The organism is Methylobacterium ajmalii (assembly GCF_036448855.1).
GTDB classification, from domain to species: domain Bacteria; phylum Pseudomonadota; class Alphaproteobacteria; order Rhizobiales; family Beijerinckiaceae; genus Methylobacterium; species Methylobacterium ajmalii.
In genome coordinates, this window is record NZ_JAZFXT010000009.1 from 1 (window position 1) to 23,813 (window position 23,813).

The window sequence follows — 23,813 nt, forward strand, 5'->3', positions numbered from 1 at the left end:
GCGCGCAGGGTCGCGTCGGTGGCGTCGGTGCGCTCGGCGACGAGTCGGCCGGCCTCGTCGGCGGCCTTCGCGAAGGCGGTCGCCGCCGCCAGCGTACGGGCATCGAACTGCCCGGTCGCCTGCTCGGCGGCCCCGGCGATCGCGGCTGCGAGCGCCTCGGCCCGCTCGGTCAAGCCGCCGACCGCGCTCCGCAGGGTCGCGTCGAGCGTCTGGGCGCGCAGGGCGACGACCTCGCCGGCCGCCTCGGCGGCACGGGCGAAGGCCGTGGCGGCCTCCTCGGTCTGGTCGCCGACATGGAGCGTGGCGGCCTCCGCCGCCTTGCGGAAGTGCTCGGAGAGCGCCACGGCGCGGGCGTCGAGGTCGGTCGCGATCTCGTCGGCGGTGCGGCGCAGGGCCTCGCCGGCGCCGGCGGTACGGTCCGCGAAGCGATCCTGGAGGGTGTCGGCGGCGACGGACAGGGCCGCCTCGGTCTCCTGGGTGCGCCGGTCGAGCCCCTCGATGAGGTCGCGGCTCTTGGCGTCGAAGGCCGCGGCGAGGCCGCCGAGCGCCTGCTCGATGCGGCCCTCGGCCTCGGCGGTGCGCTCGCTCACCAGGGCGGCGACGCGCTCGCCGGTCCGGTCGAGGTTGCGCTCCAGGCTGCCGCCGTGGCCGATCAGCACCTCCTCGACGCGCCCGATCGTCTCCTCGAGGCGGGCGGTGAGGTCGGCGCCGCGCACGCCGAGCGCCTGCGCCGCGTCCTCGACCAGGGTCGAGAGGTCGTCGCGCACCCGGATCGCCCGGTCGCCGAAGGCGGTGATGACGCCGTCGCTGGCGCGGGCGAGCCCGGCCTCGGCCTCGGCCGCGCGGGCGCCGATCGCCGCGGCGACGCCGGTGCCGGCCTGCTCGATCTCCTCGCGCAGCGCGATGCCGCGATCGGCGATATGGGCCGCGATGGCGCTGCCGGAGGCGGCGAAGCGCTCGGTGATGCCGGCGCCGGTCTCGGCGAAGCGCTCGGTGAGATCGGTGCCGCGGGCGAGGAAGCGCTCCTCGAGGCTGACGGCCGAGCGCTCGAAGGTCTCGCGGACCTGCGTGCCTTCGCGGTTGAGGGCCTCGATCACGCCGGCACCGGTCTCCGCGAGCGTGCGGGCGACCTCGCCGGCATTCTCGGCAAGCGTCCGGGTCAGCAGGCCGCCGGTGCGCTCGAACGCCTCCGTCACCTCGACCGCGCGACTCTCGAGGGCGCGGCTCAGGGATTCTCCGACGCCGTCGAGATCGGCCTTCACGCCCTCGCTGGTGGAGACGAGCCGCTGGACGAGGTCGTCGCCGCGGCCGGCCACGGCCTCGACCACCCGCTCGCCCGCGGCGGCGAGCGCCACCGTGACCGCGTCGCCCCGCTCGCCGAGCGCGGCGGTGATCGCCTCGCCGCGGGCCCCGAGGGCGTGCGTCACCCGCTCGCCCGCGCCGTCGACCGCGGTGACGATCCGCTCGGCCGCGGTGTCGAGCTCCTGGGTCAGGTTCTGGTGCGACCCCTGGATCGCGCCGCGCACCCGCTCGGCGTTGGCGACGATCGACTCGCGCTGGGCCACCAGCTCGTCGACAAGGGTGCGGATGCGGATCTCGTTGTCCGAGTAGGCGCGCTCCAGGGTCGAGATCTCGCCGCGGACCAGGGTCTCGAGCTCGCCGGCCCGCGCCAGCGCCCGCTCGACGCCGTCGCCGACCGCCGCGACCTCGCGGCGGACCGCCTGGGACATGGTCAGGACCGCATCGGTGGAAAAACCCTCCGGCTCGGCGAGGCGGATCGCCACCTCGCCGACGGCGCGGGCGACGAGGCGCATCTCCTGGGCGCGCACCGCCAGCATCGCGGCGATGTAGAACAGCATCACGGGGGCGAGCACCGCCGCGGCGCCGATGGCGCCCTGGAGGCCGGTCAGCCCGGCGGTAAGGCCGCGCAGGTCCCCGCCCGACTGCGCCCAGGCGAGCGCGGCGAAGCCCGAGAGCCAGAGGAGGGCGGCGAGGCTGGCGATGGCGTAGGGGGCGCGGGAGGGCTCGACCCGCAGGGTCTGCTGCAGGGCACCGACGCTGCGGCGGTCGTCGTTGGCGACGAGCGAGCGGTCGGGCGGCAGCAGCCCGCCGTCGCGGCGGCCGTCGCGCGGGCCGGGCAGGGCGCTGCCGTCGAAGGCCGGCTCGCGCCCGGCGGCGGCGAGGGGGTCGGCATCGTGCACGTCGGGCAGGCGCGGCTCGACCCGGCTCCCCTCCAGGGTCCCGTCGAGGACGCGGGCGTCCGGCGACCGGGATTCCTGACCCCCGGCCGGATGGTCCAGGTTCAGGGCCTGCTCAATCGCCGACAGCGCCGCTTCCGCCGGATCCTTGAGCTTCTTTTCCGTCGCCATCGAACGCCCCGTTACGCCGTGAACGCCGCCGGGCAGCCCTCACGAGCCGCCGCGCCGCATCATCCCCGAGATCCCGCGAAACCCGCGCCGTGCCGCCAGCCGACGCGATCTCAGCGGTTTACCACGAGAACCTTAGACGCAAGGAGTACCAGCGGGATACCCGGACGGGGCGAACCCTCCCAAAAAGCTTAAGGGAATGGTTACCATGCCTCCGGGCGCGCTCCCGCGCCGCCGCTATCCTGCCGCAGAATCTGGGGTTTGACCGCCGCACGGAGAGCCCCGCCGGGCCCGCATCCGGCTGTGGACAGGCCTCCACCGCCTTGCCGGGAACAGATCGCGGGGAGGGCCGTCCGCCCTCGGGCGCCGCGCCGCGGGTCTTGCGCGCGGCGCGTCCTTGCGGAATCCGACGCGTCGCGACCCCGCTGGCCTCAACGAGACGCCCCGATGGAGCCCCTCCTCGACCGCGCGCACCTGGCGCGCCAGACCTTCGACGACGACGACCTCGCCCGGGAGGTGCTGGCGCTGTTCTCCGGGCAATGCGGGCGGCTCCTGCCCGGCATCCTCGATGCCGCCCTCTCCCCCGCGGCGCGGGCGGACCTAGCCCATACGCTGAAGGGCTCCGCTCTCGGAGTCGGCGCCGCTCGGGTCGCCGCTCTCGCCGGACGGATCGAGACGGCCGTGCGGGACGGCGATGCCGGAGCCGCCGACTCCCTCGCGCCGGCCCTGGCGGAGGCCGTGCGCGAGACCCTGGCCTTGATCTGACGGCCTGCGGGCGGCGAAGGCGCGACCGGAGTGCCGCGCGACGCACGGCGCGCTTGCTTTCCGGTGCGCCAGCCGCCAATCAGGCCCCGCCGCGTCCTCGTCCGATCCGCGGCCGCGCTCGAGGCTTCCGGAGTCACAGATGGTCCAGATCACCTACGTCGATGCCGCCGGCACGGCCCGCTCCGTGAAGGGCGAGGTCGGCTCGACCGTGATGGAGACCGCGATCCGCAACAACGTGCCGGGCATCGACGCGGAATGCGGCGGTGCCTGCGCCTGCGCCACCTGCCACGTCTATGTCGGCGAGGACTGGGCCGAGGCCGTCGGCCCGGCCGAGCCGATGGAGCAGGACATGCTCGACTTCGCCTCGGACGTGCGGCCGACCTCGCGCCTGTCGTGCCAGATCCGTCTCAAGCCCGAGCTCGACGGCCTGACGGTCACGACCCCGGCCCGCCAGGGCTGACGAATCGCGGCCCGCGGTCCGGATTCCTGAGGACGGATCGTTCAGGGCCGGCCCTCCCCATCCGCTCGATCCGGCCTCGTGATCGAGCCGATGCCGATGGAACGGTACGAGAAGCGTCGCAAGAGGCGAGTCGTTTGCGAGGTGCAAGTCTCGCGTGCGGACGCAACGGCAAGACCGCCGGCAAGACTGTCGCGATATTTGGGCGCTGCGCGCCGATCTTATGACTTATTAAGCGTCTTTGCCCGATCATCGTCCCCGTTCCCGGCATCGCCGGGCGGGGAGGCGCGTGTGACGAATCTGGCCCCTGCAACGGTCGACGATCGGGCCCGCGAGGCGTGCTCCCTCGCGGGTATCGCCACCGCGGCGACGACCCTTCGGAAGGCCGCCCACGACAAGACGCAGCGCATCCGCCGGATCACCAGCCAGGTGAAGATGCTGGCCCTCAACGCCCGGATCGAGAGCAGCCGGGCGGGCGAGCACGGCCGCGGCTTCACGGTAGTGGCCAACGAGGTCGGCGCGGTCGGCGACGCGATCGCCGGACTGGCCCGGGAACTGGAGGCGGATGTCGACGGGCAGATCGTCGGGCTCCAGGATCAGGTCGCCCGTCTGGTGACCCGGGCCCAGGGCGAGCGCCTGGTCGACCTCGCTCTCAACGCGGTGGAGCTGATCGACCGCAACCTCTACGAGCGGACTTGCGACGTGCGCTGGTGGGCGACCGACGCGGCCCTGGTGGCCTGCGCGGCGGAGCCGAACGAGGCGGCGGCCGCCTATGCCGGGAAGCGCCTCGGCGTCATCCTGTCCGCCTACACGGTCTATCTCGACATCTGGCTGTGCGATCTCGACGGCCGCATCCTCGCCACCGGCCGTCCCGACCGGTTCCCCGGCTTGCGCGGCCAGAGCGTGGCGCAGGAGCCCTGGTTCCGTCAGGCCGCGTCCCTTTCGGGCGACGCGTACGCGGCCGCCGACATCCGGGCCGAGCCCCGCCTCGGCGGTGCCCAGGTGGCGACCTACGGCGCCGCCTTGCGCGAGGGCGGCGAGGCGTCGGGCCGGCCGATCGGGGTGCTGGCGGTGCATTTCGACTGGGCGCCGCAGGCGCGGGCGATCGTCGAGGGCGTGCGGGTGGCGCCCGAGGACCGGGCCCGCACGCGGGTGCTGCTTGTCGACGCCGCGCACCGGGTGATCGCGGCGAGCGACGGCAGGGGCCTCCTGAGCGAGCGGCTGCGGCTCGACGTGGACGACCCGGTCAGCGGGGTGGTGCCGGCGCCCGGCGGCGAGGGCCGCGTCGCCTACCACCGCACTCCCGGCTACGAGACCTACCGGGGTCTCGGCTGGTACGGGGTGATCGTGCAGGCGGCGGGCTGAGGCCCGGGCGCCGTCAGCGCAGCAGCGCCCGCGTCGCCTGATCGATGCCCTCCAGCGTCAGCGGGTACATCCGGTCGGAAAAAATCTGCCGGATCATCGCGTTCGACTGGGTGTAGCCCCACTGCGCCTGTGGCACCGGGTTCAGCCAGGCGACCTTCGGGAAGTGGTCGAGGACCCGGTTCAACCAGACCTGGCCGGCCTCCTCGTTCCAGTGCTCGACCGAGCCGCCCGCCATGGCGATCTCGTAGGGCGACATCGCGGCATCGCCGACGAAGACCACGCGATAATCCGACGGATAGGTGCGGATCACGTCGAGGAGCGGCGTCGCCTCGGTGTGGCGGCGCCGGTTCTCCTTCCACACCTTCTCGTACAGGCAGTTGTGGAAGTAGAAATGCTCGAAGTGCTTGAACTCCGAGCGCGCCGCCGAGAAGAGCTGTTCGGCCAGCTCGACGTGCCAGTCCATCGAGCCGCCGACATCGAGGAACAGCAGCACCTTGACGGCGTTGCGGCGCTCCGGCCGCAGGCGCAGGTCGAGCATGCCGTGGCGCGCCGTCTCCCGGATCGTACCGTCGAGGTCGAGTTCCTCCGCCGCCCCGGTGCGGGCGAAGCGGCGCAGGCGCCGTAGCGCCAGCCGGATGGTGCGCGCGCCGAGCTCCGCCGAGTCGTCGAGGTCCTTGAAGGTGCGCTGGTCCCAGACCTTCACCGCCCGGAAGTTGCGGTTGCCGTCCTGGCCGATGCGGATGCCTTCCGGGTTGTAGCCGTAGGCGCCGAACGGCGAGGTGCCCCCGGTGCCGATCCATTTCGAGCCGCCCTGGTGGCGCTCCTTCTGCTCGGCCAGCCGCTGCTTGAGCGTCTCGAACAGCTTGTCCCAGCCGAGCGCCTGGAGCTGCGCCCGCTCCTCCTCGGTGAGGTGTTTCTCGGCGAGCTTGCGCAGCCATTCCTCGGGGATCGCCTGCGGCTCCACCGCCTCGCCCAGGCTGACGACGCCCTTGAAGACCTGGCCGAACACCCGGTCGAACTTGTCGAGGTTGCGCTCGTCCTTCACCAGGGCGGTGCGGGCGAGGTAGTAGAAATCCTCCACCCGCTTGTCGGCGAGGTCGCGGTCGAGGGCGTCGAGCAGGGTCAGGTATTCGCGCAGCGAGACCGGGACCTTGGCGGCGCGAAGCGCGGTGAAGAAGGACAGCAGCATGGCGCCGATCAACGCGCGAGCGCCGTCCCCGGGTCAAGCCCCCTTCGCCGCCTCCTCGGCGACCGGCGCCGGGGCCTGACGCCGCGCCTCCGCGGCGAGGTTCCAGACGATGCCGCCGACGATCAGCCCGGCGCCGACGAACAGCCACGGGTCGAGGGTCTCGCCGTAGAGCTGCCAGCCCAGCACCGCGATGAGCGGGATGCGCAGGAAGTCGAGCGGCATGACCAGGATCGCGTCGCCGCGCCGGTAGGCGCTGGTCAGGCACCAATGCGAGGTAAGGCCGGCGATGCAGAGGACCGCCAGCGCCAGGGCGTGGTGCCCCTCGAAGGGGTGGGCCGGCACCCCGGGCAGGAGCCGGCCGGCCACGAGGTTGAGGGGCAGCTGGATCAGGTTCATCCAGAACAGGATCGACAGCACGCTCTCGGTCCGGGTCAGCGCCTTGGTGGCGACCGCGGTCAGCGCGAACATCACCGCGGAGAGCAGCACCACGAGGCTCGCCGGCTGCAGGGCGGCGAGGCCCGGCCGCAGCACCACCAGCACGCCGAGGAAGCCGAGAACGACCGCGGCGAGCCGGCTCGCGGTCAGCCGCTCGCGCAGGATCACGACCGCGAGCAGCGTCACCCAGGCCGGCGTGGTGAATTCGAGGGCGAAGACGACGGCGAGCGGCAGGAGCGTGACGCCGTACGACCAGGCGTAGTTGCCGCCCCAATGGACGAGGTTGCGGGCGAGGTGCAGGCGCATCCGCCGCGCCGGCAGCGGCCGGCGGCGCAGGAACGCGACCGTCCCGACGATCGCGACGCCTGCCGCCGCCCGGGCCGCCAAGATGTCGAACAGCCCGAGCGCCGGCGCCACCTCACGGACCGCGATGGCGGTGGCCGAGAACGACAGGAGCGCGCCCGCCATCCACAGGACGACGGCGACGAGGTCGGGGAGGGGCTTCACCGAGAGCCTTAAGGCCACCGCACCGTCGGCGGCATCGACGACAGGATCGACGCGACGTTGCCGCCGGTCTTCAGGCCGAAGATCGTGCCGCGGTCGTAGAGCAGGTTGAACTCGACGTAGCGGCCGCGCCGGACCTGCTGCTCGTGGCGGTCGGCCTCGGTCCAGGGGGTGGCGAGGTTGCGCCGCACGATCCTGGGATACACGCCGAGGAAGGCCTGCCCGACCTCGCGGGTGAGGGCGAGGTCGGCCTCGGTGTCGCCGGTCCAATGGTAGTCGTAGAAGATGCCGCCGATGCCGCGCGGCTCGTTGCGGTGCTTGAGGTGGAAGTACTCGTCGCACCAGGCCTTGTAGCGGGCGTAGTCGGCCGCCGGGTGCTTGGCGCAGGCCGCCTCGAAGGCGGCGTGGAACGCCACCGTGTCGGGATCGTCCTGGGTGCGGCGCCGGTCGAGGACCGGGGTTAGGTCGGCGCCGCCGCCGAACCATGTCTTGGTGGTGGCGACGAACCGGGTGTTCATGTGCACGGTCGGGACGTGCGGGTTCCACGGATGGGCGATGAGCGAGATGCCGGTGGCGAAGAAGCGGGGATCCTCCGCGGCGCCCGGGATCTGGCCGCGGAACTCCGGGGCGAATTCGCCGTGCACCGCCGAGACGTGGACGCCGCACTTCTCGAACACCCGGCCGCGCAGCATCGCCATGGTGCCGCCGCCGCCGGCCGCGCCGGAATGGTCGGTGCGCTCCCAGGGCGTACGCTCGAACCGCCCCGGCCCGCCGGCCTCGGGGGCGAAGGGACCGGTCGCCTCCGCCTCGATCTCCTCGAAGGCGGCGCAGATCCGGTCGCGCAGGGTGGAGAACCAGGTGGTCGCCGTAGCCTTGAGCGCGGCGAGGTCGGGAGCGGGCTCGGTCATGGCTGGTGTCATCCCACAGCGCCGGGCCCGGGCCAAGGCCCCGCGAGGCCGCCTGTCTGCCTCAAGGCCTCCCCCAGCATCATCCCGGCCGCCACCGCGACGTTGAGCGAGCGCAGGCCCGCCCGCATCGGGATCGCCACGCGGGCGTCGGCGTCCGCGTGGACCGCCTCGGGCACGCCGGCCGATTCGCGCCCGACCATCAGGCAGTCGCCGTCCGCGAAGGCATGCGTCGTGTAGGGCACCGAGCCGGCGGTGGTGGCGAGCACCAGCCGGATCCCGGCCTCCCGCCGCCAGGCGTCGAAGGCGGCGTAGGAGCGGTGGCGGGTGATGGCGACGTGGTCGAGGTAGTCGAGGCCGGAGCGGCGCAGGTGCCGGTCGGAGACGTCGAACCCCGCCGGCTCGATGATCTCGACGGCGACGCCGAGGCAGGCGGCGAGGCGCAGCATCGTGCCGGTGTTCTGCGGGATGTCGGGCTGGTAGAGGGCGAGGCGCAGCATGGGTCCGGGGGGTGTCGGGTCGTGTCCCCGACATAGCCCGGCGCGCCGCCTGCGGCATCACCCCCCGGTTGGCGGGCGGTGCCCACCGCATAGCTGAAGGCCCTGATCCTCACGGGAGCCCGCATGTTCCTCGACTGGCTCGAGCGCCGCATCGATCCCTTCGCGCCCTTCGACGAGGCCGAGCGCCCGCCCGGCACGGTGGCGGGCTTCGCCTGGTTCTACCTGCGGCCGGTGCGCAAGCCCCTCGCGGTGCTGTTCGTGACGGCGCTCACCGCCGGCAGCGTCGAGGCCTCGCTCTACCTGCTGATGGGCTGGTTCGTCGACATCCTGGCCCGGTCGGGCCCGGAGACCCTGTGGCGCGACCATGGCACCGGCCTGATGCTCGCCGCCGCCCTGATCCTGGTGGTCCGGCCGCTCCTCGCCTGGGCGCACGAGGCGATCTCGAACCAGCTCGTGGTGCCGCAGACCACCGGTCTCATTCGCTGGCGCACCCACCTCTACACCCTGGGCCACGCCCTGTCGTACTTCCAGGCCGATTTCGCCGGGCGCCTCGCCAACCGGGTGACGCAGGTCGGGGTCGCGGTGCGCGAACTCGCGGTCGTGGTCATCGACACGCTGCTCTACGTCGCGATCTTCGCCGTCACGGCGGTGAGCCTGTTCGGCTCGATCAGCCCGTGGCTGGTCCTGCCCGTGCTGGTCTGGATCCTGGCCTATGCGGGGCTCACGGCCTACTTCGTGCCCCGCGCCCGGGCGCGCTCGCTCCAGGTCGCCGATACCCGCTCGGCCCTCGTCGGCCGCATCGTCGACAGCTACACCAACATCCTCACCGTCAAGCTCTTCGCCCGCGACCGCGAGGAGCGCTCGGCGGTGCGCAACGCCACGGTCGAGCACACCGACGCCTACCTGCACTCGTTCCGGCTCATCACGGCGGTGACCGGCACGCTCTCGCTCCTCAACAGCATCCTCATCGTGGTCACCGCCGGCGTGGTGCTGGCGCTTTGGTCGCGCGGCCAGATGACGACCGGGGAGGGGGCTGCGGGTCTCGCCCTGGTGCTGCGGCTGATCGCGATGTCGGGCTGGGTGATGCAGACCGTGCGCGGCCTGTTCGAGCATATCGGCACGGTCCAGGAGAGCATGCAGACCATCGCCCGGCCCCACGCGCTCACCGATCGCCCGGGCGCCCGCGACCTCGCGGTCACCGGGGGCGAGGTTCGCTTCGAGGGCGCGAGCTTCCACTACGGCAAGGCCGAAGGCGGGATCATCGAGGACCTGACCCTGCGCATCGCGCCCGGCGAGAAGGTCGGCCTCGTCGGCCCGAGCGGGGCGGGCAAGACCACGCTCACCTCGCTGCTGCTGCGCCTGCACGACCTCGAGGGCGGGCGCATCCTGATCGACGGGCAGGACATCGCGGCGGTGACGCAAGCCTCGCTGCGCCGCCAGATCGCCGTGGTGACGCAGGACACCTCGCTCCTCCACCGCACCATCCGTGACAACATCGCGTATGGCCGCGAGGACGCCACCGAGGCCGAGATCGTCGCGGCGGCGCGTGCCGCACACGCCGACGCCTTCATCCGCGACCTCTCCGACCACAAGGGCCGCGGCGGCTACGACGCCCAGGTCGGCGAGCGCGGCGTCAAGCTGTCGGGCGGCCAGCGCCAGCGCATCGCCATCGCCCGGGTGATCTTGAAGGACGCGCCGATCCTGATCCTCGACGAGGCGACCTCGGCCCTCGATTCCGAGGTCGAGGCGGCGATCCAGGGCTCCCTCGACCGGCTGATGCAGGGCAAGACCGTGCTCGCCATCGCGCACCGGCTCTCGACCATCGCGGCGCTCGACCGGCTGGTCGTCCTGGATCAAGGGCGCATCGTCGAGGAAGGGCGCCACGCCGACCTCGTCAAGGCCGGGGGGCTCTATGCGCGGCTCTGGGCGCGCCAGTCCGGCGGGTTCCTGGGGGACGACGCGGAGCGGGCGGCGGCGGAGTAGGGGGAAATCTCCTCTCCCCGCGAGCGGGGAGAGGGCTGACGACCCCTTGTCGGGTCGGCAGCAAGCCTGCAGGGCGAGGGTGAGGGGGTAGTGCCGGGGGGAGCCTCATCCGTTGAGACCCCCTCACCCTCGCTCCGGTCTTCGCCTCCGCTTGCTGTGCTTACTGAGCGGAAGCACAGCCCTCTTTCCGCCCGCGGGGAGAGGGGGAAACCCGCGCTCGATCTCCGAAGGGATCGTTCTTGCCTCGAACCCGGACCTGCGACGCGGTTCGCCTCCTGCCCGGTCCCGCGTCATCCCCAGACAAACGAAAGGCCGGGCGACACGCCCGGCCCGCCGCGCAAAGATCCGAGGATTACCGAGCGTTGCCGAAAGGCTCGAACTTGGTCAGGCCGCGCATCAGCTGGCCGAGGAAGGCCTGCTCGCCGCCGCTGGTCGGCGTGGTGCGGGAGATGAAGTCGAACACGCGGCCGTCCTGCTCGCCGTAGAGGGCGACGCGCTCGACCTTGAAGCCGGCGTTGAAGTAGACGGCCAGGACGCGCTGGTCCCTCGGGCGCTCGCCCAGGAACATGACCGTGCGCTGGGTGTTCTGGCTGATGTAGTACCAGGACTTGTTGCCGACGGTCGACACGGTGGTCGGCGTGCCGAGGAGCTGGAGCACCTGCTCGGCGCTGGCGCCGGGGCGGACCTGGGCGACGGCGGCATCGTCGATGATGTAGCCGTGCCGGAACTCTTCGCCGATCACGCAGCCCGCGGCCGACAGACCGATCAGACCGGCCGCGGCGAGGCGGAGAAGCGACGGTGTGAAGCGGCGCGGCATCGAGACCTCGGGGAAACGTGTACGGGACGGTGTATCGGCCGGCCGGTTGGCGACCTTGCGCGAGAAGCGACCGTTGCCGTACCCCGGGGTTGTGGCGTTGGCAAGGCACGGCCAAGGTTCCGCCACGGGTGTTCGGCCAGGGGTGTGACGACCCGGTGCGGCGGGCGGGGCGTGCCCGGCTCCGTCCCCGTCGGGGTGCGCGCGGGACAATCGAGAGCTTGAGATGATTCGCAATCCCTTCCGCCGCGAGGATTCCCGCGAGCGCGCCATCCGGGCGCTGCACAGCCGGGTCAATGCGGGCGCCCGCGTCCCGGCGCTCTACCTCGACCTCGGCGTGCCCGACACGGTCGAGGGCCGGTTCGAGGCCCTGTGCCTGCACGTCGTCCTGGTGCTGCGCCACCTGCGCCGCCTGCCGGCCCCGGCGGCCGACATCGCCCAGGACCTCGTCAACTCGGTGTTCGAGCAGCTCGATTCGTCCCTGCGCGAGCTCGGCGTCGGCGACATGGGCGTGTCGAAGCGGATGAAGAAGCTGGCCCAGGCCTTCTACGGCCGGGCCGCCGCCTACGACGCCGCCCTCGACGCGGGCGATGCGGACGCGCTCGCGGCGTCGCTCGCCCGCAATGTGCTCGCCCGGGACGAGCCGGAGGCGGCCCGCGGCCTCGCCACCTATGTCGGGGCGGCGGATGCGGGGCTCGCCGCGACCGACCTCGACGCGCTGATGGCCGAGGGCCCCGTCCTGCCCGACCCGGCGCGCTTCGCCGGCACCGCCGCACGGTCCTGACGGTACGGCCGCGCCGAGCGTCCGGTAGAGTGGCCGCCCGTTTCCGGGCCCCTTGCGCCGGGACCGCGCGCGACGCATCTCGGGCGAAGCCGCGAAGCGCGCGCCCCCGCTGCGGCGCCGGCGCGGCGCCCCACCACCCCAGGATCCCCAAAGGAGCCAGCATGACCCCCGACAGCGTCGGCCCGTTCTCCCGTCCGATCCTGGTCGAGCGCACCCTGCGGACGGGCCAGCCCGTCACCGTCGAGGCCGGCGAGGAGGAGCGTGCCGCGCTCGCCCGAGATTTCGGCCTGCCGGGGATCGCCCGGCTCGTCGCGACCTTCCGGCTCTCGGGCTCGCTCCACCGGCTTCAGGTCACCGGCACCGTCGAATCGGCGCTGACTCAGACCTGCGTCGTCACGCTGGAGCCTTTCGACACGACCGTGTCCGAGGAGGTCGACGTCGATTTCGCCGACCAGGACGCCTTCGCGGGCACCGCCGCGGAAGATGCCGAGATCCCCGACCCGATCGTGAACGGCCGCATCGACCTCGGCAGCCTCGCGGCGGAGTTCCTGGCGCTCGGCCTCGATCCCTATCCGCGCAAGCCCGGCGTCGCCTTCGAGGCTCCGGCGGATGCCGGGAAGGAGACGCCCTTCGCGGCGCTCCAGACTCTTAAGGGCGACGAGGCCTGACGGAGCGCCCGGCCGCGAGCGCGGCGGGGCTGCGGCCGGGATCCTCGCGCCGGTCCCGGACGCTTGGTGCGAGAAAGCCTTCAGAATTCGTTTGCGGCCCGGCGCGGTGTCGCTATTTTCCGCCGCGCTGCGGACCCCCTGGACGGCATCCGGCCGTTAGTCCCAAATCCGGTGGCGCTCTGCCCGCGGCGGATCCGAGAGGCTGTTCGACACCCCCATGTCCCAGAGAGTGCGCATCTCGCTCGACGCGATGGGCGGCGATCACGGCCCCTCGACGGTCGTGCCCGGTGCGGGGCTCGCCCGCGAGCGCCACCCCGAGACGACGTTCCTGATGTTCGGCGACGAGGCGGTGCTCGCTCCCCTGGTCGCGGCCGAGCCGCGCCTGAAGGGCGCGGTCGAGATCCGCCACACCGCCGTGTCGGTGGCGATGGACGAGAAGCCGAGCCAGGCGGTGCGCTCCGGCCGCGGCAAGTCGTCGATGTGGAAGGCGATCCAGGCGGTGCGCGACGGCGAGGCCGACGCCGCGGTGTCGGCCGGCAATACCGGCGCCCTGATGGCGATGTCGAAGATCTGCCTCAAGACGATGTCGCACATCGAGCGGCCGGCGATCGCCTGCCTGTGGCCGACGGTGCGCGGCGAGAGCGTGGTGCTGGACGTCGGCGCGACGATCGGCACAGACGCCAACCACCTCGTCGACATGGCGGTGATGGGCGCCGCGATGGCCCGCATCGTGTTCGACCTCGACCGGCCGACGGTCGGGCTCCTCAACGTCGGCACCGAGGAGATGAAGGGCAACGAGGCGGTCAAGGAAGCCGCCCGGATGCTGCGCGAAGCCGACCTGGCGGGGCTGGCCTACCACGGCTTCGTCGAGGGCACGGATCTCGGCCGCGGCACCGTCGACGTGGTGGTGACCGAGGGCTTCACCGGCAACATCGCGCTCAAGACCGCCGAGGGCACGGCCAAGCAGATCGCCGCCTACCTCAAGGGCGCGATGGGCCGGACCCTGATGGCGAAGATCGGCTACCTGTTCGCCCGCGGCGCCTTCCGGGCCTTGCGCGAGAAGATGAACCCGAGCCGGGCCAATGGCGGCGTGTTCCTCGGCCTCGAGGGCATCGTCATCAAGAGCCACGGCGCCGCCGACGCCGAGGGCTTCGCCGCGGCGATCGATCTGGCCTACGACATGGCCCGTCACGACCTGATGCGGACGATCCGGGAGCGCCTCGACGCGACGCCGGCCCAGGCGTCGGCGTGACGACCGCCTCGGCTCAAGGAGAACGCATCATGACCCGCCTTCGCTCGGTGGTGCGGGGCTGCGGCTCCTACCTGCCGCGGACCACCGTCACCAACGACGACCTCGCCGCCCGGGTCGACACCTCGGACGACTGGATCGTCCAGCGCACCGGCATCCGCCAGCGCCACATCGCCCAACCCGACGAAACGACCTCGGTGCTCGGCATCAAGGCGGCGCGGGCGGCCCTGGAGGATGCCGGCATCGACGCCGCCTCGATCGACCTCGTGATCTGCGCGACCTCGACGCCGGACCACACCTTCCCGTCGACGGCGACCCAGATCCAGGCCGGGCTCGGCATCCGGACGGGGGCCGCCTTCGACCTCCAGGCGGTCTGCGCCGGCTTCGTCTACGCGGTCGCCACCGCCGACAAGTTCCTGGCGACGGGAGCGGCCACCCGCGCCCTCGTCGTCGGTGCCGAGACGTTCTCGCGCCTGCTCGACTGGGAGGACCGCACCACCTGCGTGCTGTTCGGCGACGGCGCCGGCGCCCTGGTGCTCGAGGCGCAAGCAGGCGAGGGCCTCGCGAGCGACCGCGGCGTGCTGACGAGCCAGCTCCGCTCCGACGGCCGCCACCGCGAGAAGCTCTACGTCGACGGCGGCCCGGGCTCGACCGGCACGACCGGCAAGCTGCGCATGGTCGGCAAGGAGGTCTTCCGCTTCGCCGTCGGCTCGGTCACCGACGTGGTGACGCAAGCCTTCGAGGCGACCGGCACCACCGCCGACGACCTCGACTGGTTCGTGCCCCACCAGGCCAACCGGCGCATCATCGAGGCCTCGGCCGACAAGCTCGGCATCGCCCGCGAGAAGGTGGTGCTGACCGTCGACCGCCACGGCAACACCTCGGCGGCCTCGATCCCGCTCGCCCTCGACGCGGCCTGCCGCGACGGCCGGATCAAGCGCGGCGACCTCGTGATGATCGAGGCGATCGGCGGCGGCTTCACCTGGGGCAGCGCGCTGATCCGCTGGTAGGCCCGCACCGGTCGACCCGCAAACTATCCGGGATCCCGCCGGACGCCCGGTTGACCCGGCGCGCAACGCCGATTAGCGTGCGCGATCATAGACATACGTTAGTTCGTGAATCAGCCGCCGGGGGAGCAGCACGATGGCAGGCAAGACGGTCACGCGGGCCGATCTGAGCGAGGCCGTCTACCAGCGGGTCGGCCTGTCGCGCACGGAATCCGCCGCCCTGGTGGAGACGGTCCTGTCCGAGATCTGCGGCTGCCTGTCCTCCGGCGAGACCGTGAAGCTGTCCTCGTTCGGCTCCTTCGTGGTGCGCGACAAGGGCAAGCGGGTCGGCCGCAACCCGAAGACCGGCGTCGAGGTGGCGATCGAGCCGCGCCGGGTGATGGTGTTCAAGCCCTCGAACGTGCTCAAGGCCCGGATCAACGGCGACGCCGCCCCGGACGAGGACGACGCCTGAACCGAGGCACGGGCTGACGCGGGATCGGGCCGATGACCGGGATGCCGATCGAGGGCGACGACGGGTCGGAGGCCGGCGGGGCCGACGCCCCCGGCCGGGCCCTCCTGCCCGAGAAGGAACCCGGTGCCTTCCGCACCATCGGCGAGGTCGCCGAGGATCTCGACCTGCCCCAGCACGTGCTGCGGTTCTGGGAGACGCGCTTCACCCAGGTCCGCCCGCTCAAGCGCGGCGGCAACCGGCGCTACTACCGTCCCGACGACGTCGACCTCCTGCGCGGCATCCGCCGGCTTCTCTACGGCCAGGGCTACACGATCCGGGGCGCCCAGCGGGTCCTGCGCGAGCGCGGCATGCGCTTCGTCCAGGCGGTCGGCCGCGGCGAGCAGGTCGCCCCGGCCTTCGTCGAATCGGACCACGAGCCGGAACCGGAGGCCTCGCCCCCGCCGCCGCTCGGCCGCGCCGACCGGGCGAGCCTGACCGCCGTCCTCGACGACTTGCGGGCTTGCCGGCGCCTTCTCGCCGGCCTCCATCCGCCCGCCCCGTCGGCCGACGCTCCGGGCGGACAGCCGACGCGCACCGCACCGTCCGGCTCCGACCCCGCGACCGTCGCCGCCGCGAGCCCGCAGGCATGTCCAGCCGAGACGCCGTGACGCGGTGAACGCGAATTTAGTGGCCGCAACGGAAGCGGCGCCTATCTGCGTCCGCGCACCGTATGGTCGGTTCGGGTTCGGGATGAAGGGTCGTCGTTCACGCTCGGCGCGGAGGTCGGTTTCGTCCGACGCCCGATACGGCGATCCGCTTCTGATACCCTGTACCAGTATAGTGCCCCAGACCCATCAGCGCGCGACTTCGCGGGCAGCCCGGTTCCCGTACCGGAGCCGCCCGCTCGCCCCTCCCGATCGCCCGAGCGCGATCGGCACAGAAGGATCGACGGCGTGGAAACCTATAAAGACGTCCTGTCCGGCAAATGCCCGTTCGGCGGCGACCGCGTCGGCGGCGCCCAGGCGACGCCGCCGACCCTAGAGCAGTGGTATCCCGACCGCCTGCGCGTCGAGACGCTGCACCAGAACGGCCCGCAGGCGAACCCGCTCGGAGCCGAGTTCGATTACCGGGCGGCCTTCGCGTCGCTCGACTACGAGGCGCTGAAGAGCGACATCAGGCAGTTCCTGACCAGCTCGGTGTCGTGGTGGCCGTCCGATTACGGCAATTACGGCCCGCAGATGATCCGCATGGCCTGGCACTCCGCGGGCACCTACCGCATCGCCGACGGCCGCGGCGGCGCCGGCCAGGGCCTGCAGCGCTTCGCGCCGATCAGCAGCTGGTGGGACAACGGCAACACCGACAAGTCGCGCCGCCTGCTCTGGCCGATCAAGCAGAAATACGGCAGCGCCCTGTCCTGGGCCGACCTGATGGTGCTCACCGGCAACATCGCCCTCGAGATCATGAACTTCCCGACCTACGGCTTCGCCGGCGGCCGCGAGGATGCCTGGGAGGCCGACAACGCGACCTACTGGGGGCCCGAGCTGTGGGACCCGACCAACGTCAAGTCGTTCGACGAGATGGTCAACCGCGACAAGCGCTGGCGCGGAAAGAACGGCGAGGCCGATTACGACCTCGAGAACCCGCTCGCCGCCTCGCACCAGTCGCTGATCTACGTCAACCCGGAGGGCCCTTACGCCAACGGCGACCCGATGGGCTCGGCCCGCGACATCCGGGTGACCTTCACCCGCATGGCGATGAACGACGAGGAGACCGTGGCGCTGATCGCCGGCGGCCACGCCTTCGGCAAGAGCCACGGTATGGTCAAGGCCGACCGGATCGGCCCGCCGCCGGAGATCGCCCCGATCGAGGCGATGGGCCTGGGCTGGCACAATCCGGAGGGCTCCGGCGCGGCCGAGCACACGATGACGAACGGCATCGAGGGCTCGTGGACGCAGAACCCGACGACCTGGGACAACAGCTACCTCGAGAACCTGTTCAAGTTCGAGTGGAAGCAGACCCGCAGCCCCGCCGGCGCCCTGCAATGGGAGCCGACCGACCCGGACGCGCCGCGCACCCCCGACGCCCACATCCCGGGCAAGTCGCATCCTCTGATGATGATGACCAGCGACATCGCGCTCAAGACCGATCCGGTCTATCGCGAGATCTGCGAGAAGTTCCTGTCCGACTTCGACTACTTCACGCTCCAGTTCTCGAAGGCCTGGTACAAGCTGACCCACCGCGACATGGGCCCGAAGGAGCGCTATGTCGGCCCCGAGACCAAGATCGAGGACGATCTCCTCTGGCAGGATCCGATCCCGCCGGTCGACCACCCGCTGGTCGACGAGGCCGACATCGCCGCCCTGAAGGCGGAGATTCTGGCCACCGGCCTGTCGGTCTCCGACCTCGCCTTCACGGCCTTCTCGTCGGTCGCGACCTACCGCAACAGCGACAAGCGCGGCGGCGCCAACGGCGCGCGGCTGGCGCTCGCGCCGCAATCGGGCTGGACCGTCAACCGTCGCACCCTGCCGGTGATCGAGCGCTTGCGCGGCATTATGGCCGGGTTCAACGGCAAGGCGGCCGGGGGCAAGAAGGTCTCGCTCGCCGACCTGATCGTGCTCGGCGGCTGCGCCGCCGTCGAGGAGGCGGCGAAGGCAGCCGGAACCGCGACCCCGGTGCCGTTCGTGCCGGGCCGGATGGACACCACCGACGCGCTCACCGACGCCGACAGCTTCGAGTGGCTGAAGCCCCTGGTCGACGGCTTCCGCAACTACGTCGATCCGTCCTTCGCCGAGATCACCCAGGGCCGCGTCGCGCCCGAGGAGGTCTTCCTGGACAAGGCCAACCTCCTGGCGCTGACCGCGCCCGAATGGGTGGTGCTGACCGGGGGCCTGCGGGCGCTCAACCTCAACCACGACGGCTCGCGGCACGGAATCTTCACCGACCGCGTCGGCGCGCTCACCAACGACTTCTTCACCGTTCTGACCAGCATGGACTACGAGTGGAAGAAGACCGACGGGGCGGGCCACGCCTTCACCCTCGACGACCGGCAGACCGGCGAGACGAAGTTCACGGCGACCCGCTGCGACCTCGTCTTCGGCGCGAACGCGCAACTCCGGGCGGTGGTGGAGATCTATGCCGGCCGCGACGGGCAGGAGCGGTTCGTGCGCGACTTCGTCAAGGTCTGGCACAAGCTGATGATGCTCGACCGCTACGACGCGAAGCGCAACGACGCCGGGGCGCCGAAGGCCGCGTGAGCGGGTCGTCGTTCCCGTGAAGACGCATCCCCTCTCCCGCCCGGGAGAGGGGACCTCGTACCGTCAGGGTGCCATCAGCTTCGGAATCGCGCCGCGCAGCCGCGAATAGCCGCGGTTCGACAGCGGCCAGGCCCGCTCGTCCCAGTCGCGCCGGATCCGGCAGCAGCTCGCCGGCAGGGCATCGGCCGAGGGGCCGACGGGGGCGTACGGCGTCGCCACCGGCAGACCGCCGGCCCAGCCGTCCCGCATCGGCTCCACGGGGCAGCCGAAATGCGCCGCCGCCCGGGCCAGCGCATCCGCCATCGCCGCCGCGTCCGCCGCCCGCACCGTCTCGCACGCCTCCTCGGCCGAGACGAGGAGGCCGGCGACGCGCATCACCCGGGCGGCGCCGAGGGGCAGGGTCTCCGGGTTCAGGTCGTCGAGGTGGAGGAGCAGGGCGACCGGCCCGTCGGGCGCGGCGTCGGCCGGCGGCAGGGGCACCTCCCGGGGTGGCATCTCCTTATCCAGCGAGGCGGCGCCCTCGTTCAGGCCGGCGGGATCGTGACGGCCGCGCGTGAACTCGCGGATGTTGTCGCGCCTCGCGAGGTACGGTTTGCCCCGCGTGTGCAGTCCCGCGACCCAGCGCCAGGACAGGGTGTTGCTCGCCGGATCGCCGTCGCGGAGGTGGCGCAGGAAGAACGCCGCGCCGAGCTCCCAGGGCAGCCGCAGGGTGAAGATCCAGATCGACGCGAACCACATCCGGGCGTGGTTGTGCAGGAAGCCGTCCGCGACGAGCTGCGCCGCCCAGGCGTCGAACCCGTCGATGCCGGTCTCGCCGGCGATCGCCCGCTCGTGGGTCCGGCGCAGGCCCGGTTCGTCGGACAGGCGCACCCTCCCGGCCTCTCGCCCGGCCCGGTAGCCCGCCCAGGCCTCCGGGTGGGTCTCGAGATGACCCTTGAAGTAGGTGCGCCAGAAGATCTCCGAGACGAATTTCTCCGCCCCCCGCTCCCCGAAGGCCGAGACCGCGGCCCGCGCGACCTCCTCCTCGGTCAGGAGCCGGCGGCGCAGGTAGGGCGAGAGGCACGAAGTCGTCGGCGCCCCGTCCCGGCCGGGATCGGTGTTGCGGGCGGCGGCGTAGTCGGCGCCGGGGCCGGACAGGAAGCCGGCGAGACGATCGAGGCCGGCGGCCCGGGTCATGGCATGATGGGACATGCCGCGGAAACTAGTCCGGGCGCGACGCGCGCCAGGGGGTGGCGGACGTCCGGCGGCCGGGCTGGGCGGATCGGCCGCAACCGGCCGGCGTCATGGCTCTCCCGGCAGGGCCGAGGCCTCCAGGCGCCGGGCCGTACGGCCGAGCAGGGCCTCCCGCAGCCGCAAGGTGTCGCCGCGGGCCAGCATCCCGGCGAGGCGGTGGCGCAGGGCGGTGCAGCCGGGCGCGTGGCCGTGCAGGGGCGAGGCGGCGGCCAGGAGCGGCGGCGTCGGCCGGACCCGCGCGGCGAGGGGCGCCGGCCCGGCGAACGCCCGGTCGAGGAGGTCTCCCAGGCGGCCGGGGCCCCTGCGATCCGGCAGGGCCTCGGCGGCGGCCACGAGATCGCCGTCCCGCCCGACCGCGCGGCAGGCCTCCTCGCTGCCGCTCGCCGCCATGGCGTCGAGGACGAGGCGGCCGAGATCCGCCAGGGTGGCGTCGTCGGTGCCCAGGAAGGCGGTCCGGATCGCGCCCGCGGCCTCGGCCCGGATGAGGTCGAGCCCCTCGCTCTCGCTGCGGCCCTGGCGGTAGGCGTCGCGGTAGCGGGCGGCGATCCCGTCGAGCACCCCCGGCCGCTGCGCCGCGAACGGGGCGAGGAGGTCGACGGCGCGAAGCACCGCCGCACGGGCGCCGGCGAGGGAATCGTCGTCGTCGAGGGTCGAATCCGGCAGGTCGCCCGGCCCGACCACCCGGGTGACGACGCCTGCGGCGCGCAGGCGTGCCGCGTCGGGGATCCAGATGTCACGGGAGGGGGTGGCGAGGGCCTGATCGACGAAGCCGGGCTCGAGGCCGGCGGCGAGGTAGCGGCCGCGCTCCTCGGTCGAATCGACCTGGACCATGCTGCCGAAGGCGCCCGGCTCGTAGGGGGCATGGAAGCCGAGCCGGCTGTCCTCGACGATCAGGCGTTCGCGGCCGCGCACGAAGGCGAGGGTGCAGGCCGAGACGCAGTAATCCGGCACGTAGGTGACGAGACCCCGCTCGGCCACCAATTCGCCGATCGCCACCCCCTCGTCGACGAGCCCGCCGTCGCTGGTCAGGTGCAGGCGGGCCACGCCCGGGTTGGCGTCGAGCACGCGACGCAGCCGCGCGGCGGCGCCGTCGTTGAGGTCGCCCCACAGGCGAACGTCGCGCCCGCCCGGGCCGAGCGTGATCCGGGTCGGCGGCCCGTCGGGCGCGGTGTCGGGGGGAGCCTCGGCGGGGCGGGGCAGGACGGCGAGCGCCGGGACCCCGGCCCGGTCGGCGAAGCCGAGACCCGCGAGGACGACGGCCAGCATGCCGGCCCACACACCCGCCCGCGCGCCGGACCATGCCCGGCGCCGCCGCACATCCGCTCCCACCATCCCGGACCCCCATATGCCCGCTTTTCGCGATGCCTTACGGCTTGACCCCAGTCAGCCACATCGCCGGAGCGATGCGAAGACCCTGGGGCATGGGCAAGGGTCAGCAAGATCCGGGCCGAACTGCGGCCGGAGCATGGTTCGTTTCGTCAGTGCGGCCCGAGAGCGAACAGAGTTGTCGAAATGCGGCGACGCGGGAGAAACTTGCGCCTTGCCCCGCGCCACCATGTCGCTGTGGCGGCTATGCCTCAATCCTTCAGCGGATCGTGGCCCCAGTTCATGAGGGAGTAGCGCCAGCGCGAGGTCTCGGCGTCCTTTTCCGGCCCGCCCTGGGCGAGATGACGTTTGACGTAGGACGCGACCTTGCGCATGTCGGCGTAATCCTCGTCGGTGAGGTCAGCCTTCTTGGTGTGCTTGATCTCGACGATCCGGCGCCCCTGGTGATGGCCGACCGATTCGCCGCCCTTGGCGCTCTCCTTCTTGGCGCCGTCGCTCCAGCCGACCGAGCGGCTCTCCTCGGTGTCGAGCCATTTCTCGAGTTCGCCCGGGCTCATGTTCACCGCCTCGCGGAAGGCCGTCCAGGTTTCCTCGTGGTCGCTCTTCTCGTGATCCTTATCGGATGCCGCCTGCTTGCTCATGCGTCGTCTCCTGCTCGATTCCGGTCGCGCATCAACGTCGCGGGCGCCCCGGCGTTCGTCGTCGCGCGCGGATCTTCGGCAGGCCGCGAGGCGGGCCGCCGGCGGAGCGGCACCGCACTGCCGATTCGCGCGTCGTTCGCCCCGCTCCACCGGTGACCGTCCCGGCGAATGATGCTTAGGCTCGGGCGCAGAAGCCCACCCGGATGCGCCCGCCATGACCGAGACCGACGAACTGCTCCACGAGGTCGACGAGGCGGGCATCGCCCGCATCACCCTCAACCGGCCGCAGGCGCGCAACGCCCTCACTTTCGCGATGTACGAGCGGCTGCACGGCCTCGCCGAGGCGATCGATGCCGACCCGGCGGTCCGCGCGGTGGTGATCCAGGGTGCGGGCGGGCGCGCCTTCGCGGCCGGTACCGACATCGCCCAGTTCCGCGCCTTCTCGACGGCGGAGGACGCGCTCGGCTACGAGCGCTTCATGGACCGGGTGCTCGGCGCGGTCGAGCGCTGCGCTAAGCCAACCATCGCGGCGATCGCCGGGGCCTGCACCGGCGGCGGCGCGGCGATCGCGGCCGCCTGCGACCTGCGCATCGCCACCCGCGACGCGCGGTTCGGCTTTCCCATCGCCCGTACCCTCGGCAACTGCCTGTCGGTCGCCAACCTGCGCCGGCTCTCGGCCCTCGTCGGCGCCGCCCGGGTCAAGGAGATGATCTTCACCGCCCGCCTGATCGAGGCCGAGGAGGCGCGGGCGATCGGGCTTGTGAGCGAGGTGGTGGAGGATGCCGCGGCGTTGGCCGAGCGGGCGAGCGCCCTCGCGCATCTGGTGGCCGGGCATGCGCCGCTGACGCTCGCCGCCACCAAGGAGGGCCTGCGCCGCGTGCGCGACGAGGCTCCGTCCGAGGCCGGGGACGATCTGATCCTGAGCTGCTACACGAGCGCCGATTTCCGCGAGGGGATGGAGGCGTTCCTGGGCAAGCGCCCGCCGCGCTGGACGGGGCGCTGACCCCTTCGCGAAAAGTACCTATCCGGGCACCATGCCCTCCGGCAGCGCCATCGCATGGTCGGCGATGGCGCCGGGGCGGGTGATCCACACCGCGTCCCGGGCCTCGGCGATGTGCGCCAGCGCCCGGCGCAGGGGCCGCAGCCGGTGCGGCTGGCCGACGAGGTAGGGATGGAGCGAGATGCCCATCACCAGCGGGGCGGCCTCGGCGGCGGCGCGCATCTCCTCGAAGGTGTCGACGATCATCTCGGCGAATTGCGCGCCGGAATCCTTGCGCCCGACGATCGACGGGATGTCGTTCAGCTCCTGCGGGTAGGGCACCGAGAGGATGCGGCCGCCGCCGCGGGTCGTGAACCAGGTCGGCTGGTCGTCGTGGCACCAGTCGAGGAGGTAGCGGTACCCGGCCTCGGCGAGGAGGTCCGGGGTGGCGCGGCTCTGCGAGATCCAGGGGCCGAGCCAGCCGGCCGGCGCCTTGCCCTCGGCCCGGGCCAGGACCGCGGTCGCCTCGGCAATCAGCGCCCGCTCCTCATCCTCGGGCAGGGTGCCCTGGCGCTCGGCGTTGCTGCGGCCGTGACCGACCACCTCGTCTCCGCGGGCGCGAAACACCTCCATCAGGCCGGGACACTCGGCGTAGATGCGGCTGTTGACGAGGATCGAGGCCGGCAGCGACACCTCGTCGAACAGCTCCGCCAGGCGGAAGACGCCGACGCGGTTGCCCCAGTCGCGCCAGGCGTAGTTCAGCACGTCGGGCTGCGGCCCGCCCGGGGCCAGCTCGGCCCCGAGCCCGCCGCCGAACGCGAAGCACTCGACGTTGAGGGCGACGTAGACCGCCAGCCGCTTCCCCCCGGGCCAGTCGTAGACTAGGCGCTGAGGCAGGGCGCTGTAGCCGTAGCGCCCGTGCGGGCGGGTCTCGTCGCTCATCCGTGTCTCCGTGC

The 23,813-nt window shown here is 72.4% G+C and carries 21 protein-coding genes and 1 pseudogene; 12 read left to right on the top strand and 10 right to left on the bottom strand.

All coding sequences use genetic code 11. The annotated features are described in order from the left end of the window. Positions 1 to 2,369, bottom strand: a pseudogene (locus V3T34_RS03480) (hypothetical protein); the annotation flags it as partial. Between the two features lie 444 nt (positions 2,370 to 2,813). Here V3T34_RS03480 and V3T34_RS03485 point away from each other — a divergent pair. The 3 genes from V3T34_RS03485 (at position 2,814) to V3T34_RS03495 (ending at position 4,953) form a co-directional block, all read left to right on the top strand. Then, the gene (locus V3T34_RS03485; protein WP_060846513.1) at positions 2,814 to 3,131 is read left to right on the top strand and encodes an Hpt domain-containing protein; all 318 of its coding nucleotides are present in this window, start codon (positions 2,814 to 2,816) and stop codon (positions 3,129 to 3,131) included. Between the two features lie 139 nt (positions 3,132 to 3,270). Next, positions 3,271 to 3,591 carry a 2Fe-2S iron-sulfur cluster-binding protein gene (locus V3T34_RS03490; protein ID WP_060846512.1) on the top strand — a complete coding sequence of 107 codons (321 nt, stop codon included), beginning with the start codon at positions 3,271 to 3,273 and terminating at the stop codon, positions 3,589 to 3,591. A gap of 297 nt (positions 3,592 to 3,888) precedes the next feature. Next, positions 3,889 to 4,953, top strand: a complete 1,065-nt coding sequence (locus V3T34_RS03495; protein ID WP_407942665.1) for a methyl-accepting chemotaxis protein — start codon at positions 3,889 to 3,891, stop codon at positions 4,951 to 4,953. A 13-nt stretch (positions 4,954 to 4,966) separates the two neighbouring features. Here V3T34_RS03495 and V3T34_RS03500 read toward each other — a convergent pair whose 3' ends face one another. From V3T34_RS03500 to V3T34_RS03515, 4 genes are read right to left on the bottom strand one after another with little or no spacing between them, the layout of a single operon-like run. After that, a complete protein-coding gene (locus tag V3T34_RS03500) occupies positions 4,967 to 6,142 on the bottom strand; it encodes a vWA domain-containing protein (protein ID WP_305077994.1) in 1,176 nt (391 codons plus the stop codon). 33 nt (positions 6,143 to 6,175) lie between these two features. Then, positions 6,176 to 7,084 (bottom strand): DMT family transporter, encoded by a 909-nt coding sequence (locus V3T34_RS03505; RefSeq protein ID WP_305077995.1) that lies wholly within the window; start codon positions 7,082 to 7,084, stop codon positions 6,176 to 6,178. Positions 7,085 to 7,092: 8 nt separating this feature from the next. Beyond that, positions 7,093 to 7,989 carry an oxygen-dependent coproporphyrinogen oxidase gene (gene hemF / locus V3T34_RS03510; RefSeq protein ID WP_305077996.1) on the bottom strand — a complete coding sequence of 299 codons (897 nt, stop codon included), beginning with the start codon at positions 7,987 to 7,989 and terminating at the stop codon, positions 7,093 to 7,095. Between the two features lie 8 nt (positions 7,990 to 7,997). Beyond that, positions 7,998 to 8,486, bottom strand: coding sequence for a tRNA (cytidine(34)-2'-O)-methyltransferase (locus tag V3T34_RS03515; RefSeq protein ID WP_091890498.1), 489 nt, complete (start codon positions 8,484 to 8,486; stop codon positions 7,998 to 8,000). Between the two features lie 123 nt (positions 8,487 to 8,609). Between V3T34_RS03515 and V3T34_RS03520 the strand changes: the two genes are divergently transcribed. After that, the gene (locus V3T34_RS03520; RefSeq protein ID WP_305077997.1) at positions 8,610 to 10,469 is read left to right on the top strand and encodes an ABC transporter ATP-binding protein; all 1,860 of its coding nucleotides are present in this window, start codon (positions 8,610 to 8,612) and stop codon (positions 10,467 to 10,469) included. A gap of 352 nt (positions 10,470 to 10,821) precedes the next feature. Here the strand turns inward: V3T34_RS03520 and V3T34_RS03525 are convergent, their stop codons facing one another. After that, complete coding sequence (locus V3T34_RS03525) at positions 10,822 to 11,286, bottom strand: outer membrane protein assembly factor BamE (RefSeq protein WP_060846506.1); 465 nt, start codon at positions 11,284 to 11,286, stop codon at positions 10,822 to 10,824. A 223-nt stretch (positions 11,287 to 11,509) separates the two neighbouring features. Between V3T34_RS03525 and V3T34_RS03530 the strand changes: the two genes are divergently transcribed. From V3T34_RS03530 to katG, 7 genes are all read left to right on the top strand, one after another. After that, positions 11,510 to 12,067 (top strand): ubiquinol-cytochrome C chaperone family protein, encoded by a 558-nt coding sequence (locus tag V3T34_RS03530; protein ID WP_305077998.1) that lies wholly within the window; start codon positions 11,510 to 11,512, stop codon positions 12,065 to 12,067. A gap of 161 nt (positions 12,068 to 12,228) precedes the next feature. Then, positions 12,229 to 12,735 carry a YceD family protein gene (locus V3T34_RS03535; protein ID WP_305077999.1) on the top strand — a complete coding sequence of 169 codons (507 nt, stop codon included), beginning with the start codon at positions 12,229 to 12,231 and terminating at the stop codon, positions 12,733 to 12,735. A gap of 217 nt (positions 12,736 to 12,952) precedes the next feature. Next, positions 12,953 to 13,987, top strand: coding sequence for a phosphate acyltransferase PlsX (plsX, locus tag V3T34_RS03540; protein ID WP_060846503.1), 1,035 nt, complete (start codon positions 12,953 to 12,955; stop codon positions 13,985 to 13,987). Positions 13,988 to 14,016: 29 nt separating this feature from the next. Beyond that, entirely contained in the window at positions 14,017 to 14,994 is a 978-nt protein-coding gene (locus V3T34_RS03545) for a beta-ketoacyl-ACP synthase III (protein WP_305078000.1), read from the top strand. 133 nt (positions 14,995 to 15,127) lie between these two features. Further along, a complete protein-coding gene (locus tag V3T34_RS03550; RefSeq protein ID WP_091754730.1) occupies positions 15,128 to 15,445 on the top strand; it encodes an integration host factor subunit alpha in 318 nt (105 codons plus the stop codon). Between the two features lie 32 nt (positions 15,446 to 15,477). Then, on the top strand, positions 15,478 to 16,092 hold the full coding sequence (locus tag V3T34_RS03555; RefSeq protein WP_407942663.1) for a MerR family transcriptional regulator: 615 nt from the start codon (positions 15,478 to 15,480) through the stop codon (positions 16,090 to 16,092). 276 nt (positions 16,093 to 16,368) lie between these two features. Further along, positions 16,369 to 18,678, top strand: a complete 2,310-nt coding sequence (gene katG / locus V3T34_RS03560; RefSeq protein WP_407942666.1) for a catalase/peroxidase HPI — start codon at positions 16,369 to 16,371, stop codon at positions 18,676 to 18,678. A 63-nt stretch (positions 18,679 to 18,741) separates the two neighbouring features. Here the strand turns inward: katG and V3T34_RS03565 are convergent, their stop codons facing one another. The 3 genes from V3T34_RS03565 to V3T34_RS03575 form a co-directional block, all read right to left on the bottom strand. Continuing rightward, positions 18,742 to 19,869, bottom strand: a complete 1,128-nt coding sequence (locus V3T34_RS03565; protein WP_305078002.1) for an FAD-binding domain-containing protein — start codon at positions 19,867 to 19,869, stop codon at positions 18,742 to 18,744. 90 nt (positions 19,870 to 19,959) lie between these two features. Beyond that, the gene (locus V3T34_RS03570) at positions 19,960 to 21,177 is read right to left on the bottom strand and encodes a COG3904 family protein (RefSeq protein ID WP_305078003.1); all 1,218 of its coding nucleotides are present in this window, start codon (positions 21,175 to 21,177) and stop codon (positions 19,960 to 19,962) included. A 311-nt stretch (positions 21,178 to 21,488) separates the two neighbouring features. Next, positions 21,489 to 21,878, bottom strand: a complete 390-nt coding sequence (locus V3T34_RS03575) for a DUF3140 domain-containing protein (protein ID WP_060846497.1) — start codon at positions 21,876 to 21,878, stop codon at positions 21,489 to 21,491. A 214-nt stretch (positions 21,879 to 22,092) separates the two neighbouring features. On the opposite strand from V3T34_RS03575, the gene V3T34_RS03580 reads away from it, so the two are divergent. Next, entirely contained in the window at positions 22,093 to 22,881 is a 789-nt protein-coding gene (locus tag V3T34_RS03580) for an enoyl-CoA hydratase (RefSeq protein ID WP_305078004.1), read from the top strand. Positions 22,882 to 22,899: 18 nt separating this feature from the next. Here the strand turns inward: V3T34_RS03580 and V3T34_RS03585 are convergent, their stop codons facing one another. Beyond that, complete coding sequence (locus tag V3T34_RS03585; protein ID WP_305078005.1) at positions 22,900 to 23,799, bottom strand: polysaccharide deacetylase family protein; 900 nt, start codon at positions 23,797 to 23,799, stop codon at positions 22,900 to 22,902. Positions 23,800 to 23,813 lie beyond the last annotated feature (14 nt).